Origin of the sequence: Pseudomonas sp. Sample_16 (genome assembly GCF_004307665.1) — a bacterium.
In the GTDB taxonomy this organism is placed as follows: domain Bacteria; phylum Pseudomonadota; class Gammaproteobacteria; order Pseudomonadales; family Pseudomonadaceae; genus Aquipseudomonas.
In genome coordinates this window covers 1-21,356 of the sequence record NZ_RCOB01000140.1, presented here as the reverse complement: position 1 = coordinate 21,356, position 21,356 = coordinate 1, and the positions used below count along the sequence as shown (strand labels likewise).

General features: G+C 58.2%; 22 protein-coding genes. 13 read left to right on the top strand and 9 right to left on the bottom strand.

Going from position 1 to position 21,356, the window contains the following annotated elements:
- Positions 1 to 73 precede the first annotated feature (73 nt).
- Entirely contained in the window at positions 74 to 721 is a 648-nt protein-coding gene (locus tag D8U69_RS18655; RefSeq protein WP_130907882.1) for a DUF480 domain-containing protein, read from the top strand.
- Positions 722 to 859: 138 nt separating this feature from the next.
- On the opposite strand, the gene D8U69_RS18650 is transcribed toward D8U69_RS18655, so the two are convergent.
- Entirely contained in the window at positions 860 to 1,678 is an 819-nt protein-coding gene (locus tag D8U69_RS18650; protein WP_130904236.1) for a shikimate 5-dehydrogenase, read from the bottom strand.
- Positions 1,679 to 1,921: 243 nt separating this feature from the next.
- Between D8U69_RS18650 and D8U69_RS18645 the strand changes: the two genes are divergently transcribed.
- The 3 genes from D8U69_RS18645 (at position 1,922) to D8U69_RS18635 (ending at position 3,140) form a co-directional block, all read left to right on the top strand.
- The gene (locus D8U69_RS18645) at positions 1,922 to 2,293 is read left to right on the top strand and encodes a hypothetical protein (protein WP_056854754.1); all 372 of its coding nucleotides are present in this window, start codon (positions 1,922 to 1,924) and stop codon (positions 2,291 to 2,293) included.
- 344 nt (positions 2,294 to 2,637) lie between these two features.
- Positions 2,638 to 2,832 (top strand): hypothetical protein, encoded by a 195-nt coding sequence (locus D8U69_RS18640; RefSeq protein WP_130907881.1) that lies wholly within the window; start codon positions 2,638 to 2,640, stop codon positions 2,830 to 2,832.
- Positions 2,833 to 2,948: 116 nt separating this feature from the next.
- Complete coding sequence (locus D8U69_RS18635; RefSeq protein WP_056854899.1) at positions 2,949 to 3,140, top strand: hypothetical protein; 192 nt, start codon at positions 2,949 to 2,951, stop codon at positions 3,138 to 3,140.
- On the opposite strand, the gene D8U69_RS18630 is transcribed toward D8U69_RS18635, so the two are convergent.
- Positions 3,137 to 4,198, bottom strand: coding sequence for an AI-2E family transporter (locus D8U69_RS18630; protein WP_056854755.1), 1,062 nt, complete (start codon positions 4,196 to 4,198; stop codon positions 3,137 to 3,139). The genes D8U69_RS18635 and D8U69_RS18630 overlap by 4 nt on opposite strands.
- Positions 4,199 to 4,360: 162 nt before the next feature.
- Here D8U69_RS18630 and yegQ point away from each other — a divergent pair, with 162 nt between their 5' ends.
- Positions 4,361 to 5,680, top strand: a complete 1,320-nt coding sequence (yegQ, locus tag D8U69_RS18625; protein ID WP_130904235.1) for a tRNA 5-hydroxyuridine modification protein YegQ — start codon at positions 4,361 to 4,363, stop codon at positions 5,678 to 5,680.
- Between the two features lie 15 nt (positions 5,681 to 5,695).
- Here yegQ and D8U69_RS18620 read toward each other — a convergent pair whose 3' ends face one another.
- The gene (locus D8U69_RS18620; protein WP_056854757.1) at positions 5,696 to 6,559 is read right to left on the bottom strand and encodes a LysR substrate-binding domain-containing protein; all 864 of its coding nucleotides are present in this window, start codon (positions 6,557 to 6,559) and stop codon (positions 5,696 to 5,698) included.
- Between the two features lie 95 nt (positions 6,560 to 6,654).
- On the opposite strand from D8U69_RS18620, the gene D8U69_RS18615 reads away from it, so the two are divergent.
- Positions 6,655 to 7,554: a DMT family transporter gene (locus tag D8U69_RS18615; RefSeq protein WP_130907880.1), complete on the top strand. Its 900-nt coding sequence runs from the start codon at positions 6,655 to 6,657 to the stop codon at positions 7,552 to 7,554.
- 120 nt (positions 7,555 to 7,674) lie between these two features.
- Here the strand turns inward: D8U69_RS18615 and D8U69_RS18610 are convergent, their stop codons facing one another.
- Positions 7,675 to 8,385 carry a FadR/GntR family transcriptional regulator gene (locus D8U69_RS18610; RefSeq protein WP_130907879.1) on the bottom strand — a complete coding sequence of 237 codons (711 nt, stop codon included), beginning with the start codon at positions 8,383 to 8,385 and terminating at the stop codon, positions 7,675 to 7,677.
- A gap of 278 nt (positions 8,386 to 8,663) precedes the next feature.
- Between D8U69_RS18610 and D8U69_RS18605 the strand changes: the two genes are divergently transcribed.
- The 3 genes from D8U69_RS18605 to ampC all read left to right on the top strand — a co-directional run bounded on the left by D8U69_RS18605 (position 8,664) and on the right by ampC (position 12,626).
- The gene (locus D8U69_RS18605) at positions 8,664 to 10,010 is read left to right on the top strand and encodes an MFS transporter (protein WP_130907878.1); all 1,347 of its coding nucleotides are present in this window, start codon (positions 8,664 to 8,666) and stop codon (positions 10,008 to 10,010) included.
- A gap of 12 nt (positions 10,011 to 10,022) precedes the next feature.
- Entirely contained in the window at positions 10,023 to 11,366 is a 1,344-nt protein-coding gene (gudD, locus tag D8U69_RS18600) for a glucarate dehydratase (protein WP_056854761.1), read from the top strand.
- 120 nt (positions 11,367 to 11,486) lie between these two features.
- Positions 11,487 to 12,626, top strand: coding sequence for a class C beta-lactamase (ampC, locus tag D8U69_RS18595; protein ID WP_130907877.1), 1,140 nt, complete (start codon positions 11,487 to 11,489; stop codon positions 12,624 to 12,626).
- A gap of 91 nt (positions 12,627 to 12,717) precedes the next feature.
- Here the strand turns inward: ampC and D8U69_RS18590 are convergent, their stop codons facing one another.
- A complete protein-coding gene (locus tag D8U69_RS18590; RefSeq protein WP_130907876.1) occupies positions 12,718 to 13,080 on the bottom strand; it encodes a DUF6124 family protein in 363 nt (120 codons plus the stop codon).
- 520 nt (positions 13,081 to 13,600) lie between these two features.
- On the opposite strand from D8U69_RS18590, the gene D8U69_RS18585 reads away from it, so the two are divergent.
- Positions 13,601 to 14,968 (top strand): AAA family ATPase, encoded by a 1,368-nt coding sequence (locus tag D8U69_RS18585; protein ID WP_130907875.1) that lies wholly within the window; start codon positions 13,601 to 13,603, stop codon positions 14,966 to 14,968.
- Entirely contained in the window at positions 14,961 to 15,605 is a 645-nt protein-coding gene (locus tag D8U69_RS18580; RefSeq protein WP_130907874.1) for a TIGR02646 family protein, read from the top strand. Before D8U69_RS18585 ends, D8U69_RS18580 begins: the two co-directional genes overlap by 8 nt.
- An 82-nt stretch (positions 15,606 to 15,687) precedes the next feature.
- Here the strand turns inward: D8U69_RS18580 and D8U69_RS18575 are convergent, their stop codons facing one another.
- From D8U69_RS18575 to D8U69_RS18565, 3 genes are all read right to left on the bottom strand, one after another.
- Positions 15,688 to 16,242: a DUF4174 domain-containing protein gene (locus D8U69_RS18575; RefSeq protein ID WP_056854763.1), complete on the bottom strand. Its 555-nt coding sequence runs from the start codon at positions 16,240 to 16,242 to the stop codon at positions 15,688 to 15,690.
- 192 nt (positions 16,243 to 16,434) lie between these two features.
- Positions 16,435 to 17,220, bottom strand: coding sequence for a sulfite exporter TauE/SafE family protein (locus tag D8U69_RS18570; RefSeq protein ID WP_056854791.1), 786 nt, complete (start codon positions 17,218 to 17,220; stop codon positions 16,435 to 16,437).
- Positions 17,221 to 17,428: 208 nt separating this feature from the next.
- Positions 17,429 to 18,166: a hypothetical protein gene (locus D8U69_RS18565; protein WP_056854792.1), complete on the bottom strand. Its 738-nt coding sequence runs from the start codon at positions 18,164 to 18,166 to the stop codon at positions 17,429 to 17,431.
- A 500-nt stretch (positions 18,167 to 18,666) separates the two neighbouring features.
- On the opposite strand from D8U69_RS18565, the gene D8U69_RS18560 reads away from it, so the two are divergent.
- Together D8U69_RS18560 and D8U69_RS18555 are read left to right on the top strand one after the other, a co-directional pair.
- Positions 18,667 to 19,488 carry an aldo/keto reductase gene (locus tag D8U69_RS18560; RefSeq protein ID WP_130907873.1) on the top strand — a complete coding sequence of 274 codons (822 nt, stop codon included), beginning with the start codon at positions 18,667 to 18,669 and terminating at the stop codon, positions 19,486 to 19,488.
- 27 nt (positions 19,489 to 19,515) lie between these two features.
- Positions 19,516 to 19,986, top strand: coding sequence for a DUF1810 domain-containing protein (locus D8U69_RS18555; RefSeq protein WP_056854794.1), 471 nt, complete (start codon positions 19,516 to 19,518; stop codon positions 19,984 to 19,986).
- Here the strand turns inward: D8U69_RS18555 and D8U69_RS18550 are convergent.
- Positions 19,951 to 21,356, bottom strand: a 1,406-nt coding sequence (locus D8U69_RS18550) for a DNA polymerase II (protein ID WP_130907872.1), incomplete at its 5' end; no start/stop codon positions are given. The genes D8U69_RS18555 and D8U69_RS18550 overlap by 36 nt on opposite strands.

Here is a 21,356-nt window from a genome sequence, read left to right as displayed (position 1 = left end):
GACCGTCCTGCGGCTTGTCTTTTATCCTGCAAGGATTAGGCTAGGCTGCTTCGATGGCACAGGGAAAAGCGCGATGAGCACTGAACAAGAACAGACCTTTGACGAACCACGCCTGAACGGCACGGAAATCCGCATTCTGGGTTCGTTGATCGAGAAACAGGCCACCAGCCCGGAAACCTATCCGCTTACCCTCAATGCCCTGGTGATTGCCTGCAACCAGAAAACCAGCCGCGAACCGGTGATGAACCTCACTCCCGGCCAGGTTGGGCAGAGCCTGCGTGCACTTGAAGGACGCGGTTTCACCAAACTGGTGATGGGCAGCCGCGCAGATCGCTGGGAACACAAAGTCGACAAGGCGTTGGAGTTGGTGCCGGCTCAGGTGATTCTGACCGGGCTGATGTTTTTGCGCGGACCGCAGACAGTCAACGAACTGCTGACCCGCAGTGGTCGCATGCATGAGTTTGAAGATGCCGAACAGGTGGTGCATCAGCTCGAGCGCTTGATTGCGCGAGGGCTGGCGGTGCTGATTCCGCGACAGGCGGGGCAGCGCGAAGACCGTTATACCCATGCACTGGGCGATCCGGCTGATATCGAGGCGATTCTCGCGGCGCGGCAGAACCCGTCGGAACGCGGCGCCGGCAGCGGTGTTTCGGTTGAGCGGATAGAGGAGCTGGAGGCGCGGATTGCGGCGCTGGAAGAGCGGCTGGCGCGGCTGGAATAACCGATCGGCTGGTCACCTTGGTGTTGGATTTAGCGCCGTCATCGCCAGCAGGCTGGCTCCCACATTTGGATTGCTTCCATTGTGGGAGCCAGCCTGCTGGCGATGAGGCCGACGCAAACATATAAAAACCAGGATTTATCAACCCCGCGCAAACGCCACCGCTTTCTGAAACTGTTCCTCTGTCGGGCGAACGCCGGTGTACAGCACAAACTGCTCCAAGGCCTGGATTGCAATCACTTCCAGCCCGGTAATGACCTTCTTGCCCTCGGCACGCGCCCGCACGATCAGCGGGGTTTCCGACGGTATCGCCACCACATCGAAGACGATATCCGCAGCCTTGATGACTTCGACGTCGAAGGCCAATTTACCGGCTTCTGCCCCGCCATCCATGCCCACCGGGGTTACGTTGACCAGCATCTGCGGACGACGGGTACCCAGGTCCGCTTGCCATTCATAACCCAGGGATTGGGCCAAAGCGCGGCCGGCGCGTTCGTTACGGGCCACGATCAAGCCGTTTTTGTAACCACCGTCACGCAGGGCACTGGCAACAGCCTTGGCCATGCCACCGCTGCCGCGCAGCGCAAACGAAGTGTCCTTGGGCACTTCGTGGGTTTGCAGCAGTTGGGCCACGGCAATGTAATCAGTGTTGTAGGCCTTGAGATGGCCGTCGGTGTTAACGATGGTGTTGATCGATTGAATGGCGGCGGCGGAAGCGTCCATTTCATCGACCAAGGCAATACAGGCTTCCTTGAACGGCATGGACACGCCACACCCGCGAATGCCCAGCGCACGAATACCGCCCACGGCACCCGGCAGATCCTGACTGCTGAACGCCTTGTAATAGAAATTCAACCCCAACTGTTCATACAGATGATTGTGAAATCGCAGGCCAAAGTTGCCGGGGCGCCCGGAAAGTGACATGCACAACTGAGTGTCTCGATTGGGGTTCATCTGCATGAAGATCTCCTTCTAACGCACTTTCAGATGGACGGGATTAGCCAGCCCAAGGGTTCTGATCAATGATAATCGCGTACCTGTCGGCGGCACCTGCAACCGTCAGAAAACCGGTACAGACCTTACACAAAATTTACCCTGCGGCTGTGCTGATTTTCAAAAAAACGCTGTCTTAGAAGTATCCCCGCGACAAACCTTGAGTCTATTGCAGACACAAGCGCTGGGGCGAAGAAGCGAGGAACTATCATGATCCGTACAATCCCCACAGTGGCCTTGCTGATCGGCGCTCTGACTATCGCCGGGCAGGCAGAGGCGCATGGCGGTGGCGGCGGCGGTTGGGAAGGCCCGGCGGTATTTGGCGCGATCGTGGGCACGGCCATCGTTGGCTCGGCCATCATCAACAGCAACCGACCGGTGTACGTCGCGCCGCAACCGGTCTATGCCCAGCCGGCCCCGGTCTATTACGCACCGCCACCGCCTCCGGTCTACTACCAACCGGCTCCTGTGTACGTGCAACAGCCGATCTACTACCGTCCGGCGCCGGTCTATTACGGACCACCCCGTGGCTATTACGGCCCACCCCGCGGTTACTATCGCCCCCGTTACGGTCACTACTGACTGGTTCATCAAGCCCCGCAGTGACGGCTAGATGCTGTTCACTTAAAGCATCCTGTGGCGAGGGAGCTCGTCTTTGAGTGAGCAATATTGCGCTGTGATAGCGGGGCTTTTTTGGCCCGTTGTTTCGTCCTGAACAACGCTTTCACCTTCTGACTTATCATCAGGCTGGTCTGAATAAATCTCGCCGAGGTCGCTCTCGGGACAGCGGGCCGGGCATAAATGGGCAACAGTGTCTCGACACTGTTTCTGCCGCGCGGCAGCCAACGGTCATATTTATGTCATGTCAGGTCTGCAAGCTCGGGCCTGTCCGTCTAGAACAGGTTGATAACAACAAGGACGACCTCATGCCAACGCAAAATCCGCACCGCATTGTCGGCCTGTGCACTTCAAGCAAGGTGTACAACGCGCTGACCGAACTCAAGCACCTGGAAGGTCATCGCAGCGCCAAGTTCCTTTCGCTGCTGACGCAAAACCTGGTGCGCAAAGGCCTGCTCAATGAGCAGGAAGTGGTGCACATGCTCGACCAGGTCGTCGAATGAGCGACAGCGGGTCAATTGCCCTCACTCGCATCAATGACCACTATCGAAAACGGTGATTGTTCGTAAAAACCTGCGCCACGTAAGGTAGCCCCATAGATTGATGGAGGTTACTTATGATGTCTCAAGTTCAGATCATGTCCGTTATCGGCAGCGCCGTCCCTGCACCGCTCAGAGCGCTGGGCATGCTTGCCTGCTGGTATCTCGTCCAGGATGGCGAACAAATCAGCGGCCCGCTCACCTCACTGCCCGATGCCCAGGCGCTGTCGCAGCAAATCAGTGCTGGCCAGCAAGGCAAGCTCAACGCCTAAGGCAACTGAACCCGCGGCTTGGTCTCGATGAAAATCGCCCAGCTCGACATGAACAGTGCGGCAATCAACGGCCCGATGACAAAGCCGTTGAGACCGAAGATCGCCAGGCCACCCAAGGTGGAAATCAGGATCATGTAATCGGGCATCTTCGTGTCCTTGCCCACCAGGATCGGTCGCAGCACGTTATCGACCAGGCCGATCACGAACACACCGAACAAGGCCAATGTCACGCCTTGCCAGATCGCCCCGGTAAACAGGAAAAACGCTGCCACCGGCGCCCAGACAATCCCGGCCCCCACAGCCGGCAACAGCGACAGAAACGCCATCAGCACTGCCCAGATCAAGACACTGGGAATATCCAGAAACCAGAAGATCAAACCGCCCAACGCGCCCTGCGTGATCGCCACCACCAGATTGCCCTTCACGGTCGCCCGCACCACGCGGTTGAACTTGAGTTGCAAACGGCGCTTCTGGGTTTCCTCCAGCGGTACGGCCATGCGCACCTTGCGCGCAAGTTCGGCACCGTCACGCAAGAAGAAAAACAGCAGGTACAGCATGATGAAAAAGCTGACGATGAACTCGAACGTCCCCTGACCAAAACTGAACACCTGGGTAGCAACGAATTCATTGCCGGACATGGCGCTCTTGATGATTTTCTCCCGCAGCCCATTCAGTTCGCCCATTCCGAAACGGTCGAGCAAATGCTGGAAGTAGGCCGGCAGGCTGTGTTTGAACTGCGTCACGTAGCCGGCTATGTCCAGTTCACCACTCTCGATCTTCTGGTAGACCGCTGTTCCTTCCTGCACCAGAAAGATGCTCAGGACAATCACCGGCAGGATCGCGATCAACAAACAGATGCTCAAGGTGAGCATGGAGGTGAGGTTGCGCTGCCAGCCGAATTTCAATTGCAGCCTTCGCTGTAGAGGGGCGAACAGAATCCCGAGGATCACCGCCCAGAATACGGCACCGTAAAACGGCAACAATATCCAGATGAAAGCAACGCTTACCAGTGCCAGCAGGATCGTCAACGACCTGTCTTTAAGTGTTTCTTCGTTCATGTCCGATCCATGCCAGTCTGCCTGAACGCGAAAGTACGTCCTGTTCCTTAGGCCGCCACGGCTCGCACGAGTGCCATCCGTTTGTGAATAAAGCATAGATCCAGATCAATAAACCCTCGGAGCAAAGCGTTTACCCTGCTCGGCTTTTGCGATCGACTCACCATGAACCTCATTGCTCCGGAACTGCTCGCCCCCGCCGGCACCCTGAAAAACATGCGTTATGCGTTCGCCTACGGCGCCGATGCGGTGTATGCCGGTCAGCCGCGCTACAGTCTGCGGGTGCGCAACAACGAATTCGATCATGCCCATCTGGCCCTCGGCATTCGCGAGGCGCAGGCGCTGGGCAAACGTTTCTATGTAGTGGTCAACATCGCGCCGCACAACGCCAAGCTAAAGACCTTCCTCAAGGACCTGGCGCCCATCATCGCCATGGCGCCTGACGCGCTGATCATGTCCGATCCCGGCCTGATCATGCTGGTGCGCCGACACTATCCGCAGATGCCGATTCACCTTTCAGTGCAGGCCAACACCGTGAATTGGGCCAGTGTCGAGTTCTGGCAGCAACAGGGCTTGAGCCGGATCATCCTGTCGCGGGAGTTGTCGCTGGAAGAAATCGAGGAAATTCGTCAGCAGGTCCCGGCCATGGAGCTGGAGGTATTTGTGCATGGTGCGTTGTGTATGGCCTATTCCGGGCGCTGCCTGCTGTCGGGCTACATGAACAAACGCGACGCCAACCAAGGCAGTTGCACCAACGCTTGCCGCTGGAAATACGCTGCGCAACCGGCCACCGAGAACCTGCTGGGAGAGATCGTCCAGACGTTCGAGCCGGAACCGACCCTGGGCATCGGCGCGCCCACCGACCAGGTGTTCCTGTTACAGGAAGCCAACCGTCCGGCCGAACAGATGCCGGCCTTCGAGGATGAACACGGCACCTACATCATGAACGCCAAGGATCTGCGCGCGGTGCAGCATGTCGAGCGCCTGACGCGGATGGGGGTGCACTCACTGAAAATCGAAGGCCGGACCAAATCGCATTTCTATTGCGCACGCACCACTCAGGTTTACCGCCGGGCAATCGACGATGCGGTGGCTGGCCGGACGTTCGACCGCAGCCTGATGGCAGATCTGGAATCCCTCGCCCAGCGCGGTTACACCGAGGGCTTCCTGCGGCGCCATGTGCACGACGAATACCAGAACTACCAGAACGGCAGTTCGGTATCAGAGCGACAACAGTTCGTCGGCGAACTGACAGGCGAACGTCAGGGGCGTTTGGCGCAAGTAAAGGTGAAAAACCGTTTTGCCTTGGGCGATCACATGGAACTGATGACGCCCAAGGGCAACTTCCACTTCGATCTGCACCAGCTGCAGAACATGCAAGGCGAGCCCATAAAAGTGGCACCGGGCGACGGACACACGGTGTATTTGCCGATTCCGGATGCGGTGGATCTGAATTTCGGGCTGCTGATGCGGGATTTGTCGTAACCCTCCTATAGAGCGTCAGGCGAACTCTTCGCGCAACATCGCCACAAACGCCTCACGCGCCGGGTGCACCCCGGCGTTTTCATGCCAATAAAACAGGTTTTCAATGGCCGTCAGTTCAGCAAACTCATAGCCCACGCAACCCGCGCCCTTGGCGTATTGATCGAACACGCCCTTGGGCACCAATGCCACGCCTGCCCCGGCACTCACACAGCCGACGATTGCGCCGTAACTGGCCAGACTGACAATCGGCAACGCCATGCCCTGGCGCAACAACCAATGCTCCAGCGCCGCTCGGTACGGACAACCTTGAGGCCACATGAACACGGTCTTGTCCTGCAGATCCGCCATGTCGTGCACCGGCCCAAGCGACGTCGAGGCGATCAGCAACAGGTCTTCGCGGTACATTGGCGTACGCTTGAGATGCGAGCGCTCGACATCCACCGCGACGATTGCGCCGTCAAGTCGATGGCTCAACGTGTCATCGAGCAACTGCCCCCAACTGCCCGTGGTCAATTCCAATGCTACCGCTGGATAGCGCTTGTGAAACTTTGCCAGCAAGCGCGGCAAGCGTCCGGTAGCGGAAGACTCGATGGCGCCAATTCGCAATGGCCCGGACGGCTCAGCCATCGGGTCCACCGCACGCTTGGCTTCAGCGGTCAGTGCCAGAATCCTCGAGGCGTAGGCCAGAAAGGTCTGGCCAGACGGGCTGATACGCAAACCACGCCCTTCACGCAAAAACAGCGCCACACCCAACTCCGCTTCCAGCGACTTGATGCGCGCCGTGATATTCGACGGCACGCAATGCAACAGCTCGGCGGCACGGGCAATACTGCCAACCTCGGCCACGGTCTTGAACATGCGAATCTGCGCCAGCTCCATACATCACCCAAAGTGAATAGATAGCGCAGTATAAGTCAGTTGTGATGAACGATAAGGATTCCGATACTCGGCGCATATTCCACCGGTGCCCGACCATGAATCCTCTGACCCCCTCCCCCCTGAAAATCATCCTGACCATGCTGTTCGTTGTCGCCTGCTGGGGATACTCCCCGAGCGGCATCCACATCGGATTGCTGGCCTACGACCCTGTGCATCTGGCGTTGCTGCGCTTTCTGATCGCTTCAGTGTTCATGGCCGCGGTCGCGCTGTTGCGCGGCATTCATCTGCCGAGACTCCGAGATCTGCCACTGCTGTTCGGGCTGGGTTTGTTTGCGGTGAGCCTGCATCACGTGGCGATCAATTTCGGCCAACAGGGCGTCAGCGCCGGCGCATCGAGTGTGCTGGCACAGACGACGCCGCTGTTCAGCACCTTGCTGGCGCGCTTCGTATTCAAGGATCGGGTGAGCGTCTGGCGCTGGGGGTGCGTCGTCCTCGGATTGGTCGGTGTGATGATTGTCGTGGCAGGTGATCACGGCTTCGGCAGCATCGACGCCCATGGCTTGTTGATTCTGCTCTCGGCATTGTCGTGGAGTGTCTACTTCGCGATGCAAAAGCATCACACCGGGCGTTACGACGGCCTGACGCTGGTTTGCTACACGGTCTGGTCCGGTACTGCGCTGCTGTTGGTGTTCCTGCCGGGGCTGGCGGATCAGGTGATGAATGCGCCGCTGCGGGTACAGTTCGCGGTGTTTGCCCTGGGGGTTTTTCCGAGTGCGCTGGCGTATCTGGCATGGGCCTACGTGCTGGCGCACGTGGATCTGAGCCGGGCAACGATGACCCTGTATCTGGTGCCGCCGATGGCGATGTTGATCGCTTCTTTTGCCCTCGGTGAAAGGCCGACGCTGATGGTTGGAGTGGGTGCGGTGGTGGTGTTGATCAGTGTGTTGGCGTTGAACCTGGAGCGGCGCCCAATGCCTCGGGCGGCGAGCGCCTGATCATGAAGACAGGTTGAAAAATTGGGCCTCTTCGCGGGCAAGCCTCGCTCCTACGGATCAATTCGATACCGTAGGAGCGAGGCGTGCCCGCGAACGGCGATAACGCAATATCAGCAACCATCAACTGGGTGAAAACCGGTCCCGGCTGTTGGTCAAATGCAACCACATTGCCGCCCGTGCCGCATCCGGGTCCTGGCGCTTGATGGCGTTGAGAATCGCCTCGTGCTCAAGATTGGCCAACTGTCCAAGTTTGCTCAAGTCCACGGCGCCACGCTCGGCTGCGTTGACCCGGGTTCGCGGGATCATCGCGCTGCCCAGGTGCTGCATGATTTCACTGAAACACACGTTGCCGGTGGCTTCGGCAATCAGTAGATGAAAGCGTCGGTCGGCCTCGACGCAACTGTCATTGTTGGCCAGCAGGTTCTGGTAATCGTCGAGCGCTTCGCGCATCTGCGTCAGTTGCTGATCGGTTCGACGCGTCGCCGCCAGCGCAGCTGCCTGGGTTTCCAGGCCCATGCGCAACTCGAGGATGCTGCGCACTCCCAGCGCGGTATCCACGTTCAGCCGCAACCCCTGCTCCGGCGCCCGCTCCAGTACAAACGTGCCGATGCCGTGACGGGTTTCCACCAACCCTGAAGCCTGCAACTTCGAGATCGCCTCGCGCACCACCGTACGACTGACACCATGCTCCTGAACGATCGAGTTCTCCGACGGCAGCTTGTCACCGGGCAGCATTTGCCCGAGCAGGATGCTCTGGGTCAGCTTGGCCACCAGGTCGTGGGCCAGGTTGTGGCTGCGCTTGCGGGCAGGCGCATCGAGATTTTCTTGCATGGGCGCGTCCGAATGACATGGCTATCGAATCGTAGCACCGAGCGTTGCGGGAATCGTCAGAAAAATCGCACCAACTTGTATGACAACACTCAACAAATCCTGAATCCACCAACAAAATTACGCCTAACCTGACATCGAATCCTTCATCAAATATCCAACTTGCAGCCATTTTATTGGGCAAAACGGGTTGCAAGGCAAAAAAATGTAGTTGTATGATGTCTATCAACAACGCAACACCGTCACACCCCGCATAAAAATAACGAGTGGGAGAAAACACAGTGAATACATCCATCTCCGGGATGAACGACGAAGCCAATTCCGTGCTGAAGTCCGCCATCTCCAAAGTCAAACGCCACGTTTTGCCGCTGTTCGTCATCATGTTCATCGTCAATTACATTGACCGAGTGAACATCGGCTTTGTCCGCGCCCACATGGAACACGACCTGGGCATCGGCGCTGCCGCCTACGGGCTTGGGGCCGGGCTGTTCTTCATCGGCTACGCGCTGTTCGAAGTGCCGTCCAATATCCTTCTGCAAAAAGTCGGCGCACGAATCTGGCTGACCCGCATCATGTTGACCTGGGGCCTGGTCGCCGCGGGCATGGCGTTCATCCAGAACGAAACCCACTTCTACATACTGCGATTTCTGTTGGGCGTGGCCGAAGCCGGATTCTTTCCCGGGGTGATCTACTACTTCACCCGTTGGTTGCCCGGCGTGGAACGCGGAAAGGCAATTGCGATTTTCCTCAGCGGCTCGGCGATTGCCTCGCTGATCTCCGGCCCGTTGTCCGGATTGCTCCTGCAAATCAGTGGCCTGGGCATGCATGGCTGGCAATGGATGTACTTCATCGAAGGCATGTTCTCGGTGGGTTTGTGCGCCTTTGTCTGGTTCTGGCTGGACTCCAAACCCCACGACGCCAAATGGCTGACCCGCGACGAACAGGACGCGCTGGTGAAAGCCATCGACGATGAACAACTGGCCCGCGAAGCCGCGACGCCGGTCAAGCCGTCGCTGGGCAAACTGCTCAAGGACCGGCAGATCATCCTGTTCTGTGTGATTTATTTCTTCATCCAGCTGACCATCTATGCCGCGACCTTCTGGCTGCCGAGCATCATCAAGAAAATGGGCGACCTCAGTGACTTCCAGGTCGGGATGTTCAATTCGATTCCATGGTTGCTGTCGATCATCGGCATGTACGCCTTCGCTTCGTTGTCGGCCAAATGGAAGCACCAGCAAGCCTGGGTCGCGACCGCGTTGCTGATCGCCGCCGCGGGCATGTTCATGTCCACCACCGGCGGGCCGATCTTCGCGTTCGTGGCGATCTGCTTTGCCGCGCTGGGTTTCAAATCGGCGTCGTCGCTGTTCTGGCCGATTCCCCAGGCCTATCTGGATGCGCGCATCGCTGCGGGCGTCATCGCGCTGATCAACTCGGTGGGCAATCTCGGCGGCTTCGTCGCGCCAACCACTTTTGGCCTGCTCGAAGAGCGCACCGGTTCGATCCAGGGCGGGCTGTACGGCCTGGCCGCCACCTCGATCATCGCCGCAATCATCGTCTTCGCTGCACGCAACAAACCCAAATCCGCGCCCGCCACCGCATCGGCTGAAGCCGCACCACGTCACGCTTGAAAGGATAAGAAAATGAGCGAGCAAAACACTGCCAAAGCACCGATCATCACCAGCATGCAGATCGTTCCCGTGGCCGGACATGACGGCATGCTGCTCAACCTGAGCGGCGCCCACGGCCCGTTTTTCACCCGCAACATTGTCATCCTCAAGGACAACGCCGGCCACACCGGTGTCGGTGAAGTGCCGGGCGGCGAGCGCATTCGCCAGACCCTTGAAGACGCCCGCAGCCTGGTGGTCGGCAGCCCGATCGGCACCTATCAGAAAATACTCAATCAAGTGCGCCAAACCTTCGCCGACCGCGATGCCGGTGGTCGCGGCTTGCAGACGTTCGACCTGCGCATCACCATTCACGCCGTTACCGGCCTCGAAGCCGCGCTGCTCGACTTGCTCGGCCAGCACCTCGATGTGCCAGTCGCCGCGCTGCTCGGTGAAGGCCAGCAGCGTGATGAAGTGAAGATGCTCGGTTATCTGTTTTACGTCGGTGATCGCAATGAAACCGACCTCGCCTACCGCAGTGAACCAGAGGCCGACAACGACTGGTTCCGCGTGCGTCACGAGAAAGCCATGAGCGCCGACGCGGTGGTGCGCCTGGCTGAAGCGGCCCATGCCAAATATGGCTTCAAGGACTTCAAGCTCAAGGGCGGCGTGCTCAGTGGCGACGCCGAGATCGAAGCCGTCACTGCACTGGCTGAGCGTTTTCCCGATGCACGTATCACCCTCGATCCGAATGGCGCCTGGTCCTTGAAGGAAGCGATCCGGTTGTGCCGTGATCAGCACGACGTTCTGGCCTACGCCGAAGACCCGTGCGGGGCGGAAAACGGTTACTCGGGCCGCGAAGTCATGGCCGAATTCCGCCGCGCCACGGGGCTGAAAACCGCGACCAACATGATCGCCACCGACTGGCGGGAAATGGGTCATGCGATCCAGCTGCAATCGGTCGACATTCCGCTGGCCGATCCGCATTTCTGGACCATGCAGGGTTCAGTCCGCGTCGCCCAGATGTGCCACGAATGGGGCTTGACCTGGGGTTCGCACTCCAACAACCACTTCGACATCTCCCTGGCGATGTTCACCCACGTCGCGGCCGCCGCACCGGGTGAGATCACCGCCATCGACACCCACTGGATCTGGCAGGACGGCCAGCGCCTGACCAAGGCGCCGTTGCAGATTGTCGACGGTTGCGTGCAAGTGCCGAAGAAACCGGGGCTGGGTGTCGAACTGGACATGGACCAAGTGGCCAAGGCCCATGAACTGTACAAAGGCATGGGGCTGGGCGCGCGGGATGACAGCGTGGCGATGCAGTTTTTGATTCCGGGATGGACGTTCGACAACAAGCGGCCGTGCCTGGTGCGTTGAGTCGACGGTAGCGCGCTCATTGGCAGTAAACCCGAGCTGCTGTTGGCAGCCCGGGTTTAATGAACGGGGTCTTCCCCCCTAGAATGGCGCACACCTGAATCAACAACGGACAACATCAACATGGATCGCTTGAAAACACTCGTGGTTTGCCTGGGGCTGCTGACCGCAGGCCAGTGTGTCGCACAGGACCCCATCGAATCGGTGGTAAACGCCGCTGTAAATCCGCTCATGCAAACCCAAGGCATTGCCGGCATGGCCGTGGCCGTCACCGCCAACGGCAAGCAGCACTTCTTCAACTACGGCGTGGCATCGAAGGAAACCGCCAAACCGGTCACCGAAAACACCCTGTTCGAGATCGGCTCGGTCAGCAAGACCTACACCGCCACCCTCGCCGCCTACGCCCAGGCTCTCGGCAAGCTGTCGTTTTCCGACAAGGCCGGCCAGGTGCTTCCCGCCCTGCGTGGCAGCGCGCTCGACAACATCAGCATGCTGCAACTGGGCACCTACAGCGCCGGAGGCCTGCCACTGCAATTTCCTGCGCAATTCGATTCGGCCGAAAAAATGCTCGGCTATTACCAACAGTGGACACCGGCCTACGCCCCCGGCAGCCACCGACTGTATTCCAACCCCAGCATCGGCTTGTTCGGCTACCTGGCCGCACACAGCATGGGCCAGCCATTCGACCAACTGATGGAAAACACCCTGCTGCCGAAACTCGGCCTCAAGCACACCTTCCTCAAGGTGCCGCAGAAGCAAATGGGGTTGTATGCCCAGGGCTACAACAAGCAAGGCGAGCCTGTGCGCGTCACCCCGGGGGCGCTCGACTCCGAGGCCTATGGCGTGAAAACCAGTGCGGCGGACCTGCTCCGCTTTGTCGAAGCGAACATGCACCCGGCAACGCTGGAAAGGCCGTTACAGCAAGCCATTGCCCTGACGCACACCGGTTACTACAGCGTTGGCGACATGACCCAGGGGCTGGGGTGGGAGCTGTATCACTACCCGGTAACGCTGGATCGTTTGCTGGCCGGGAACTCGACGCCGATGGCCATGCAGGCGCATGAAGCTCAGTGGCTGTCCCCGCCGCAATCGCCGACTCAGGACTTGCTGATCAACAAAACCGGATCGACCGGTGGCTTCGGCGCTTACGTTGCGTTCGTGCCGTCGAAAGACATCGGCATTGTCATTCTGGCCAACAAGAACTATCCGATTGCAGAGCGGGTAGAGATTGCGCATCAGGTGTTGAGCGCTCTGAGTCGCTGATAGAACAAAAAATAAAAGATCGCAGCCTTCGCCAGCCCCTAAAACGAATCCTTTAGAGGCTGGCGAAGGCTGCGATCTTTTTGTTGGGGGTTTAAACCTGCGTCTGTGAGTTGCCAGGTGGATCAATATTGTCCAGTGCACGGTTCACCAACAACTCACCCACCACGGCCAATTGCTGAATCGACAGCGCTACATTGCGGTTCGAGCTTTCCAGATTGCAAGCCAGGTCCGTGGCCAGCACGTTCAGCGACGCGAGGGTCTCGCAGGCATGGCAAAGCAAAGTGACCGAATCGATATTAGGGCGAATGGTGAAGATGTGGCTGACGGGGTCGGCGTGACTTGGGTTACGCAGGCGAGCGCTGATGGCGGGCTCGGTGATGTCGGAAAGTGGTGGGGAATCAAGAGGGTCAGAGTCAGTCGGTGACTCAGGGGGGTTGGGAGTAACTTTTTTCATGAGTGAAGTTCCTTGGGCGATTGTTGAGAACTACCAATCTCACTTCCACATGAGGGTGGCAGCTGTACGCGGGTGTGGAAGACCAGGCCAACCACCAAAACCCGGCGCACTCGAAAGTGCTCCCGCGCACAGCCACCAAAACGCGGCAATGTTGACATAAAAAATGTCACCACGCGCTTTAGGGCATTGGTAGATGACTTGAACCACCGGACTTCCACATCCGACCACTGATTTTGCAGCGGCAGAGAAAGGTTATCGGTGCACTCCCCAGAGCACCAGTTCACCAACGCCGCCGCGTCTTGCAGGAAATCTCCGAAGCAAATGCAAGGCGTTGCCTACGGTCATTTCTTGAGCATGCTGTTACAAATACCTTTTTACTAATGGCCGTTGTGATGCAGCTCAAACCGCTGTATTTAATGGATCGCTCCAGTCTGTAAGTGGCATCGGATCAATCCACGACCGGGAATGACATAATGCGCGCGCAATTTTTCACTCCGACTGACCGCCAAAGGGCGTTGTAATGGAAATCAACGGTTTCAAGATCACGAACGTCGGGCGTTTCACAGAATTGGACGTTCATTTAGCACCCACGGCCAAGCACAACTCAAACATCACCGTTTTGGTGGGTAATAACGGCGCAGGGAAAACCACTCTTTTAAAGTCATTGGCCACTTCACTGAGCTGGCTGGTTGCCAGAATTCGTACTGAAAAAGGCAACGGCAGTTACCTTACAAATGAAGATATTCAAAATGGGACCTCTGTCGCGGTTGTTGCAATTGCCATAGTAGACCGCTTACAGACTCGCTCAGATCATTCGGAAGAAAGTCCTGAAGATGTTTTGTTCGTTTGGACCACTGCTCGGGGCAGAAAAGGTCGAAAGAGCGCAGTCCATAGCTCATTGGAACAAGCTACCCAATTGGCGGATCACTATCGCAACCGTCTAACCGCCGACGACAAAGCCTCACTCCCCCTGATCGCCTACTACCCGGTAGAACGCTCCGTCCTCGAAATCCCGCTTAAAATCCGCACTAAACACACCTTCGACCAACTCGACGGCTACGACAACGCATTGAATCGCGGTGTCGATTTCCGCCGTTTCTTCGAGTGGTTCCGCGAACGCGAAGACAGCGAAAACGAGACCGGCGTCTCCGATACGGCATTGGCCGAAATTTCGAAAAAATTCGGCAACGACAGCGACATCTGGAAAACCCTGTCCCAATTGAAGGCTTCTTCCCGGGATCGTCAGTTGACCGCCGTTCGCTCTGCTATTGCCGCATTCATGCCTGGCTTCAGCAATTTGAGGGTGCAGCGCAAACCGCGTCTGCACATGGCCATCGACAAGGACGGCGTCACGCTCAATGTCTCTCAGCTCTCTCAGGGCGAGAAGTCGATGATGGCGCTGGTCGGCGACATCGCGCGTCGCTTGGCGATGATGAACCAGTCTCTGGACAACCCGTTGGAGGGTGACGGCATTGTCCTGATCGACGAAGTCGATTTGCACCTGCACCCTAAATGGCAACGCAGTCTGATTCGGCAGTTGAGCGAGACTTTCCCCAATTGCCAGTTCGTCCTGACCACGCACTCGCCGCTGGTCATCAGCGATGCAAAAGGTGTGTTGTGTTACGTGCTCGATGACGGGGAACTGCGGGAACACAACGGCTTGTATGGGCTGGACGCCAACCAGGTGTTGCTGGAAGTCATGGACACCGATGTGCGCAACAGCGAAGTGCAAAAACGCCTGAATCAGTTGCTCAAACATTTGCAGGACGGTGATCTGGAGAACGCTAAAGGCCTTTTCGCCGCGCTTTCAAATGAGCTGCCAGAGGGGCATCTGGAACTGGCGAAGGCGGCACTGTTGATTCGCAAATTGGAGTTGCGCCGTGCGTAAGATCGACAAGGGCATGGAGCCATCATTGCTGACCCGCTTTAAAAGCTCAAACAGGACGTTGCGTTATCGAGATTTGCCTGCGGTGGAGAGTCGTTCGATTCGAACGGCGTGTATATCTGAACAGTTCGGTTTGTGTGCGTATTGCTGTCAGCCGATCACCGTGGATAACGCCCATAACGAGCACCTTGAAGCCCAGGATCGTGCCCCCCATAAAACGCTGGATTTTTTCAACATCGTCGCTAGTTGCCAGCGTCCGCGACAATGTGGTCATGGTCGAAAAACAAGGCAGTTGCCCCTTACACCGTTGATGGCCGAATGCGAAACCGAGCTGCAGTTTTATTTATCCGGACTGGTAACAGGCAAGACTGATCGGGCGAAAGAATCTATCGAGGCATTAAACCTGGGTCATTCCGAGGAAAGTAACCGAGGCCTTATCAGTGCACGCAAACAAGTGGTCGAGTCACTGATATACAGCCAAGGCACTTCGCCCGGAGACTTGCAGTTTGAGGACGATGAATTGTTGATGTTACTCATGGATGACCTGAGAGCGCCGAATGAATCGCACCTGCTCCAGCCGTTTGCCCCCGTCCTCGTCAATGTAATCCATCACTTCCTGACTCAGCGCGCAGAGCAGTAGCATGAAACAACCTTGCTTGCGTGGCGAGCGCAGGGTATCGCTCTAGCGGCCAGCAAACCTGCGTCGAGCTCTACAAGTCAGCTCAATCATCCGGCTGTTCTGGCGGTTTGGTCGGTTTCGCCGGTTTGGCGTTTTTCGCGGCTTTGGCGCCTTTGGCCGCGGGTTCGGTTTCAGCGACTGGGGTGGCCACTGTCGGCGGCGGGGTTTCTTTCTCGGCTGCCGGCAACTGGTCAACGGCGGCGAAAATCTCTTCGAGCTTGACCGTGTCCGCTTGTTCGAATTTCTTCTCGCCGTCCTTGCCGACCAGAATCACCTTGGTCTTGGCACCGGCCCCCAGCTTCAGCGAGCGGATCAATGCCGCCGTGTCTTGCGGTCCCAGGTCTTTGCCTTCGCGCTGGCCCATCAGGTTAAGGACGGTATACAGCACCATGTTGCGATCGGTGAATCCCTTGCGATTGGCCGGCTCGTCCAGCGACTTTTTCAGGCTGACCCATGTCGGATCAACCGTGCTCGGAGCGATGACGATCAGTGGCCTTGCCCTGCCCTTGTCCATGTCCAGCGGTGAGTCGCCATCGGCGGCGAACAGGGGGCTGGCGATCGCCAGCAGGGTAGCCAGGGTCAGTGACCTGATGAGCATGCGCATCTCCTTTTGATATCCACGCTCTAATGATTGCGCATCGCGGCGTTCGTTCCGGGTGACGCTCCGCAAATGTATTTCGCCTTGCCCAAAGCTTAGGTCAGGGCAGTCATTGCGCAACAGGCTGGATTCATCTGAAGCCATTACAAAGCGCTACTTGATCCACCGCGAGGCGCATTGCCGGGTGTTGAATCAGAACGCCAGTTTGTAACCGATCAACACCAACATCGTCGCCAGGCAAGGACGCAACAGCTCATCGGAGATGCGCCCGGTGAGGTGACTGCCCAGATAGATCCCCGGCAGCGAACCGACCAGCAGAAAACCCAGTACCTGCCAATCCATGTTGCCCATGCTCGCATGGCCCAGACCGGCCACCAGCGTCAGCGGGACGGCGTGGGCGATTTCCGTGCCGACCAGGCGACGGGTCGGCAGCAGCGGATAAAGGATAAACAACGCCACCGTACCCAACGCACCGGCGCCGATGGAGGTCAGTGCCACCATGGTGCCGAGCACGAGCCCGGTGATAACGGTCAGGACGTTGAGGCGCGGACCGCTTGGGTTGTAGTTGCCACCGGCGCGCTTGTGGGCGAAGTCCAGCAGGCGTTTCTTGAACAGAATCGCCAGCGCCGTGGCAAACAACACAAAGCCCAGGGCTTGCTTGATGATCGCGTTCATCGCGTCAGGGCTGGAATGCAATGTGCTGAGGAACCACAACGTCAGCATGACTGCCGGCACGCTGCCGAGGGTCAGCCAACCGGTGATGTGCCAGTCGATGTTGTTGTTCTTTTTGTGAACAAGTACGCCACTGGATTTGGTAATGGCCGCGTACAGCAGGTCGGTGCCGACGGCGGTTGCCGGGTTGATTCCGAACCATAGCAGGATCGGGGTCATCAACGACCCGCCACCTACGCCTGTCATGCCGACGATGAAGCCGACAACCAGTCCGGCCACGACCAACCCGATGTTCACTAAATCCATTGATACGTCCACATAGACCGCAGGGAAAATCTGGCCCGCAGCATAGCGATATTTCTTATAACCAGTTATATCGATGCGATCTATCTTTATGCCTAATACAGTTCCCTGCTCGCGAGGGAGGCAACGATGTCGAGCCCTTTCAGATCAATCGCTGTGTCTTGACGTTTTTCGCCAGCAGGCTGGCGCCTGCAGGGGGTTGTGGGGATTTTCACTGCACCGGGAGAAAATTCAGGAACAGCAGGCTTTGCGCATAGTTGAGGCCGATACGCCGGTAGCGCTCGTCAAGCATCTGGGTCAGCAAATCCAGGCGCGCGACGATCTTGCCGAACTCCACGGCAAAACTCAGGTTACTGCCCTCCTCCGAGATTTCGTTGGAAAACAGCATGGGCTGGCCATCCTTATTCTGTCGCTGGCTCAAAATCCAGGTGGCGATTTCGATGTTGCGGGCGGCGTTGCTGACAAACGTCGGGTTGATCGCGTCGGTCATGTAGAACTCCAGGCGATTACCGTGGGCGGTGACCAGCATGCTGCCGATGGCATAAATGAACGCGCCGACCCGGTCTCCGAGAAATTCCGGACTCATGGCAAAGCGCAACGCCGCCAGGTCTTTTTTCCCGCCCAGGGTGGGTAACGGCTGCTGCTGTTCGATGGCCATGCGCACTTGCTTGCCGGCAGTGCGGGCGTCGAGGAAGCCGGATTTTTTCAGCTCGTCGGGGTTGCGCAGGTACAACTTGCTCATCAGCAGGTAGAGGCTGTCGAGATTGTCACGCATGGCCAGCGTGGCCATGCGGTCGACGCTGGTTTGCAGGAATTCCTGGGGTTTTCCATCACGTATCTGGCTGAAAAGATCATTGCCGGGCTGATGGCTGCAACCGCTGGCGCAGAGCAGCAACAGACCGGCCAGCAGGCGAACGCGGATAAGGTTGAAGGGCAACACTCGAACCATAAGGGATAGGACTGACACATTCCTGTGCGGCGGGATTCGCCGCAACGGCTATGGATAGAGCCGGTCAATTGGAAAAAGTGCAGTGTCGGGGGTGGGCAATCGATCATCGGCAGGGAAAGATCATTTGCACTTCGAAGGAATGGCGGATGACAGGCCGTCATCGCTGGCATGCCAGTTCCCACAGGTGCTGCGAACCGACGGCTTTATTGGATGATGTCTCTGTAGGAGCAAAGCTTGCTCGCGATGGCGATCTCAAGGACGCCATCGCCGGCAAGCCGTGCTCCTACAGGTGATGGAGTGCAACTGGCAGAGATTGGTTGGCTGGCAGACCGCCATCACCAACAAGCAAACTCCCACTGCGGCGAAACCCTCAGTCGCCGTTACCGCAGTAACGGGTATCACCCAAAACATCCACAGCATGGTCGGCCCAGAACCCGCCAAGACGGAACCCAGCGGCTATCCTGATGCCAACTGTAGTGTCGAGCAAAAAGGAACCAAGCATGCGAACTCAGCAACTGGCCGGTCGCCAAGTACCCGTGATCGGCCAAGGCACCTGGCAAATGGGCGAAGACCACACCCGCCAAAAAGAAGAAATCGCCGCCCTGCGCCTGGGCATCGATCTGGGCATGACCCTCATCGACACCGCCGAAATGTACGCCGAAGGTGGCGCCGAGCAAGTCGTGGCCCAAGCCATCGCCGGCCAGCGCGACAAAGTCTTCCTGGTCAGCAAGGTCTATCCACACAACGCCAGCCGCCAAGGCATTCCCCAAGCCTGCGAGCGCAGTCTGGGCAGGCTCAAGACCGACCATATCGATTTATACCTGCTGCACTGGCGCGGCCAATACCCATTGGAAGAAACCGTCGAGGCCTTCGAACGCCTGCGTGAGGCGGGCAAGATCGGTCGCTGGGGCGTGTCCAATTTTGATGTCGATGACTTGCAGGAACTCGATGCCAAGGCCTGCGCCACCAATCAGGTGCTCTACAACCTTGAAGAACGTGGCATAGAATTTGATTTGTTACCTTGGTGTCAGCAGCACAACATGCCGGTCATGGCCTATTGTCCAATCGGCCAGGGCGGAAAAATGCTCGCCAATGCCACGCTCAAACAAGTGGCTGCCCGCCACGGTGTGACGCCCGCCCAGGTGTCGCTGGCATGGCTGCTGCGCCAGGACGGTGTGATCGCCATCCCCAAGGCGGTCCGCGCTGAACACGTGCAACTCAACGCGCAAGCGGCGCAGTTGCAACTGGAAATCGGGGATCTGGAGGCGCTGGACCAAGCGTTTCACGCGCCCAAACGCAAGCAGCGACTGGCCATGGTCTGAGCCAACGCGGTGTCAGAGGGCTTCGATATGAGAAGCACCGATCAACCGGACGACTTTAACCTGCAACGTTTTATTCAGGCACAAGACCCGGTATTCGACCGAGTCCAGGCCGAATTGAATGCCGGCCACAAACGCAGCCACTGGATGTGGTTTGTCTTTCCGCAGTTCGCCGGGCTCGGTGGCAGTGAAATGTCCCGACGGTTTGCGATCCGCTCCCGCGAAGAAGCGCAGGCCTACCTTGAACACCCCGTGTTGGGTGCCAGGTTGCGCATCTGCACCCAGGAAGTGCTGAACATCCAGCAGCGCTCGGTAGCGGCGATATTCGGCCATCCCGACGACTTGAAGTTTCATTCGTCGATGACCCTGTTCGCCCAGGTCGCTGCCGCTGACAGCCCGTTTCACCAAGCGTTGAATCAGTATTTCCACGGCATCCTGGATGACTGGACGTTGTCGCTGATGGACTCAAAACAAGCCCAGTTGCCCCCCAATCAGGGTTGAGAAATCGTCGTCGACAAACGGCAGGATCGCGTCCGCCACCGGTTGCAGTTGTTTGCTGATGTAGTGATCGTAATCGATCGGCGCGCTGCGGATCTCCAGCGGTTCGGGGCCAGCGACGGTGATCACGTAACTGATCCAGCCGCCGCTCTGGTATTGGCGGGGGCGACCCTGCTGATCGTTGTAATCATCGGCGATACGCGCCGCCCGCACGTGCGGCGGCACATTGCGCTGGTAGTCATCGAGGGTGCGGCGCAGGCGTTTGCGGTAGATCAGGCGATCATCGAACTCACCGGCCAGGGTTTTGCGCACGTACTCGCGCACGTAGTCCTGATACGGCTTGCGGTGGAAGATCATCTCGTACAGCTCTTGCTGAAACTGCCGGGCCAGCAGCGACCAGTCGGTGCGCACGGTTTCCAGGCCTTTGTAAACCATCTCGTCGCTACCGTCGGCCCGTGTGACCAGCCCCGCGTAACGCTTCTTGCTGCCCTCCTCCGCCCCGCGAATGGTCGGCATCAGGAAACGTTTGTAGTGAGTTTCAAACTGCAACTCCAACGCACTCTCCAGGCCGTACTCCTGCCGCACGTGCTCGCGCCACCACTGATTGACGTGATCGACCAGCGCGCGGCCGATCTGCGCGGCTTCCTGTTGACCATGGGCACGGCGCAACCAGACGAAGGTCGAGTCGGTGTCGCCATAAATCACCGTATGCCCCTGATCTTCGATCAACTGACGGGTACGCAGCATGATTTCGTGGCCGCGCAAGGTGATGGAAGACGCCAGACGCGTATCGAAAAAGCGACAACCGCTGGAACCGAGCACGCCGTAGAACGCGTTCATGATGATCTTCAGGGCCTGGGACAGCGGCGCGTTGTGTTCGCGTTTAGCGGTTTCCCGGCCCTCGGCGACCCGCGCGACGATGGACGGCAGGCAGTGCCGGGTGCGGGAAAAACGCGCCCCGCGAAAGCCCGGCACAGAGTCGCTGTCGTCAGGATGCTTGAGCCCTTCAATCAACCCCACGGGATCAATGAGGAACGTGCGGATGATCGATGGATAAAGACTTTTGTAGTCGAACACCAGCACCGACTCGTACAGCCCCGGTTGCGAATCCATGACAAACCCGCCGGGGCTGGCCTGTGGTGGTTTAGCGCCGAGGTTCGGCGCAACAAAGCCCTGGCGGTGCATCAACGGCATGTAGAGGTGGGTGAACGCCGCCACCGAGCCGCCCATGCGATCCACCGGCAACCCCGTCACGCTGGCGCGTTCCAGCAGGAAGGTCAGTAATTGGGTCTTGGCGAAAATCCGCGTGACCAGTTCGCAGTCCTTGAGGTTGTACTTGGCCAGCGCCGGTTTGTCCTCGGCGAACATGCGGT

Excerpts from the sequence above, each read along its gene's own strand:
- D8U69_RS18585 (WP_130907875.1), top strand. The coding sequence starts at position 13,601 with ATGGAAATCAACGGTTTCAAGATCACGAACGTCGGGCGTTTCACAGAA.
- D8U69_RS18575 (WP_056854763.1), bottom strand. The coding sequence starts at position 16,242 with ATGCTCATCAGGTCACTGACCCTGGCTACCCTGCTGGCGATCGCCAGC.
- D8U69_RS18570 (WP_056854791.1), bottom strand. The coding sequence starts at position 17,220 with ATGGATTTAGTGAACATCGGGTTGGTCGTGGCCGGACTGGTTGTCGGC.
- D8U69_RS18645 (WP_056854754.1), top strand. The coding sequence starts at position 1,922 with ATGATCCGTACAATCCCCACAGTGGCCTTGCTGATCGGCGCTCTGACT.
- D8U69_RS18610 (WP_130907879.1), bottom strand. The coding sequence starts at position 8,385 with ATGCAAGAAAATCTCGATGCGCCTGCCCGCAAGCGCAGCCACAACCTG.
- gudD (WP_056854761.1), top strand. The coding sequence starts at position 10,023 with ATGAGCGAGCAAAACACTGCCAAAGCACCGATCATCACCAGCATGCAG.
- D8U69_RS18640 (WP_130907881.1), top strand. The coding sequence starts at position 2,638 with ATGCCAACGCAAAATCCGCACCGCATTGTCGGCCTGTGCACTTCAAGC.
- D8U69_RS18565 (WP_056854792.1), bottom strand. The coding sequence starts at position 18,166 with ATGGTTCGAGTGTTGCCCTTCAACCTTATCCGCGTTCGCCTGCTGGCC.
- D8U69_RS18590 (WP_130907876.1), bottom strand. The coding sequence starts at position 13,080 with ATGAAAAAAGTTACTCCCAACCCCCCTGAGTCACCGACTGACTCTGAC.
- D8U69_RS18650 (WP_130904236.1), bottom strand. The coding sequence starts at position 1,678 with ATGCAGATGAACCCCAATCGAGACACTCAGTTGTGCATGTCACTTTCC.
- D8U69_RS18555 (WP_056854794.1), top strand. The coding sequence starts at position 19,516 with ATGAGAAGCACCGATCAACCGGACGACTTTAACCTGCAACGTTTTATT.
- D8U69_RS18655 (WP_130907882.1), top strand. The coding sequence starts at position 74 with ATGAGCACTGAACAAGAACAGACCTTTGACGAACCACGCCTGAACGGC.
- D8U69_RS18635 (WP_056854899.1), top strand. The coding sequence starts at position 2,949 with ATGTCTCAAGTTCAGATCATGTCCGTTATCGGCAGCGCCGTCCCTGCA.
- ampC (WP_130907877.1), top strand. The coding sequence starts at position 11,487 with ATGGATCGCTTGAAAACACTCGTGGTTTGCCTGGGGCTGCTGACCGCA.
- D8U69_RS18630 (WP_056854755.1), bottom strand. The coding sequence starts at position 4,198 with ATGAACGAAGAAACACTTAAAGACAGGTCGTTGACGATCCTGCTGGCA.
- yegQ (WP_130904235.1), top strand. The coding sequence starts at position 4,361 with ATGAACCTCATTGCTCCGGAACTGCTCGCCCCCGCCGGCACCCTGAAA.
- D8U69_RS18560 (WP_130907873.1), top strand. The coding sequence starts at position 18,667 with ATGCGAACTCAGCAACTGGCCGGTCGCCAAGTACCCGTGATCGGCCAA.
- D8U69_RS18620 (WP_056854757.1), bottom strand. The coding sequence starts at position 6,559 with ATGGAGCTGGCGCAGATTCGCATGTTCAAGACCGTGGCCGAGGTTGGC.
- D8U69_RS18615 (WP_130907880.1), top strand. The coding sequence starts at position 6,655 with ATGAATCCTCTGACCCCCTCCCCCCTGAAAATCATCCTGACCATGCTG.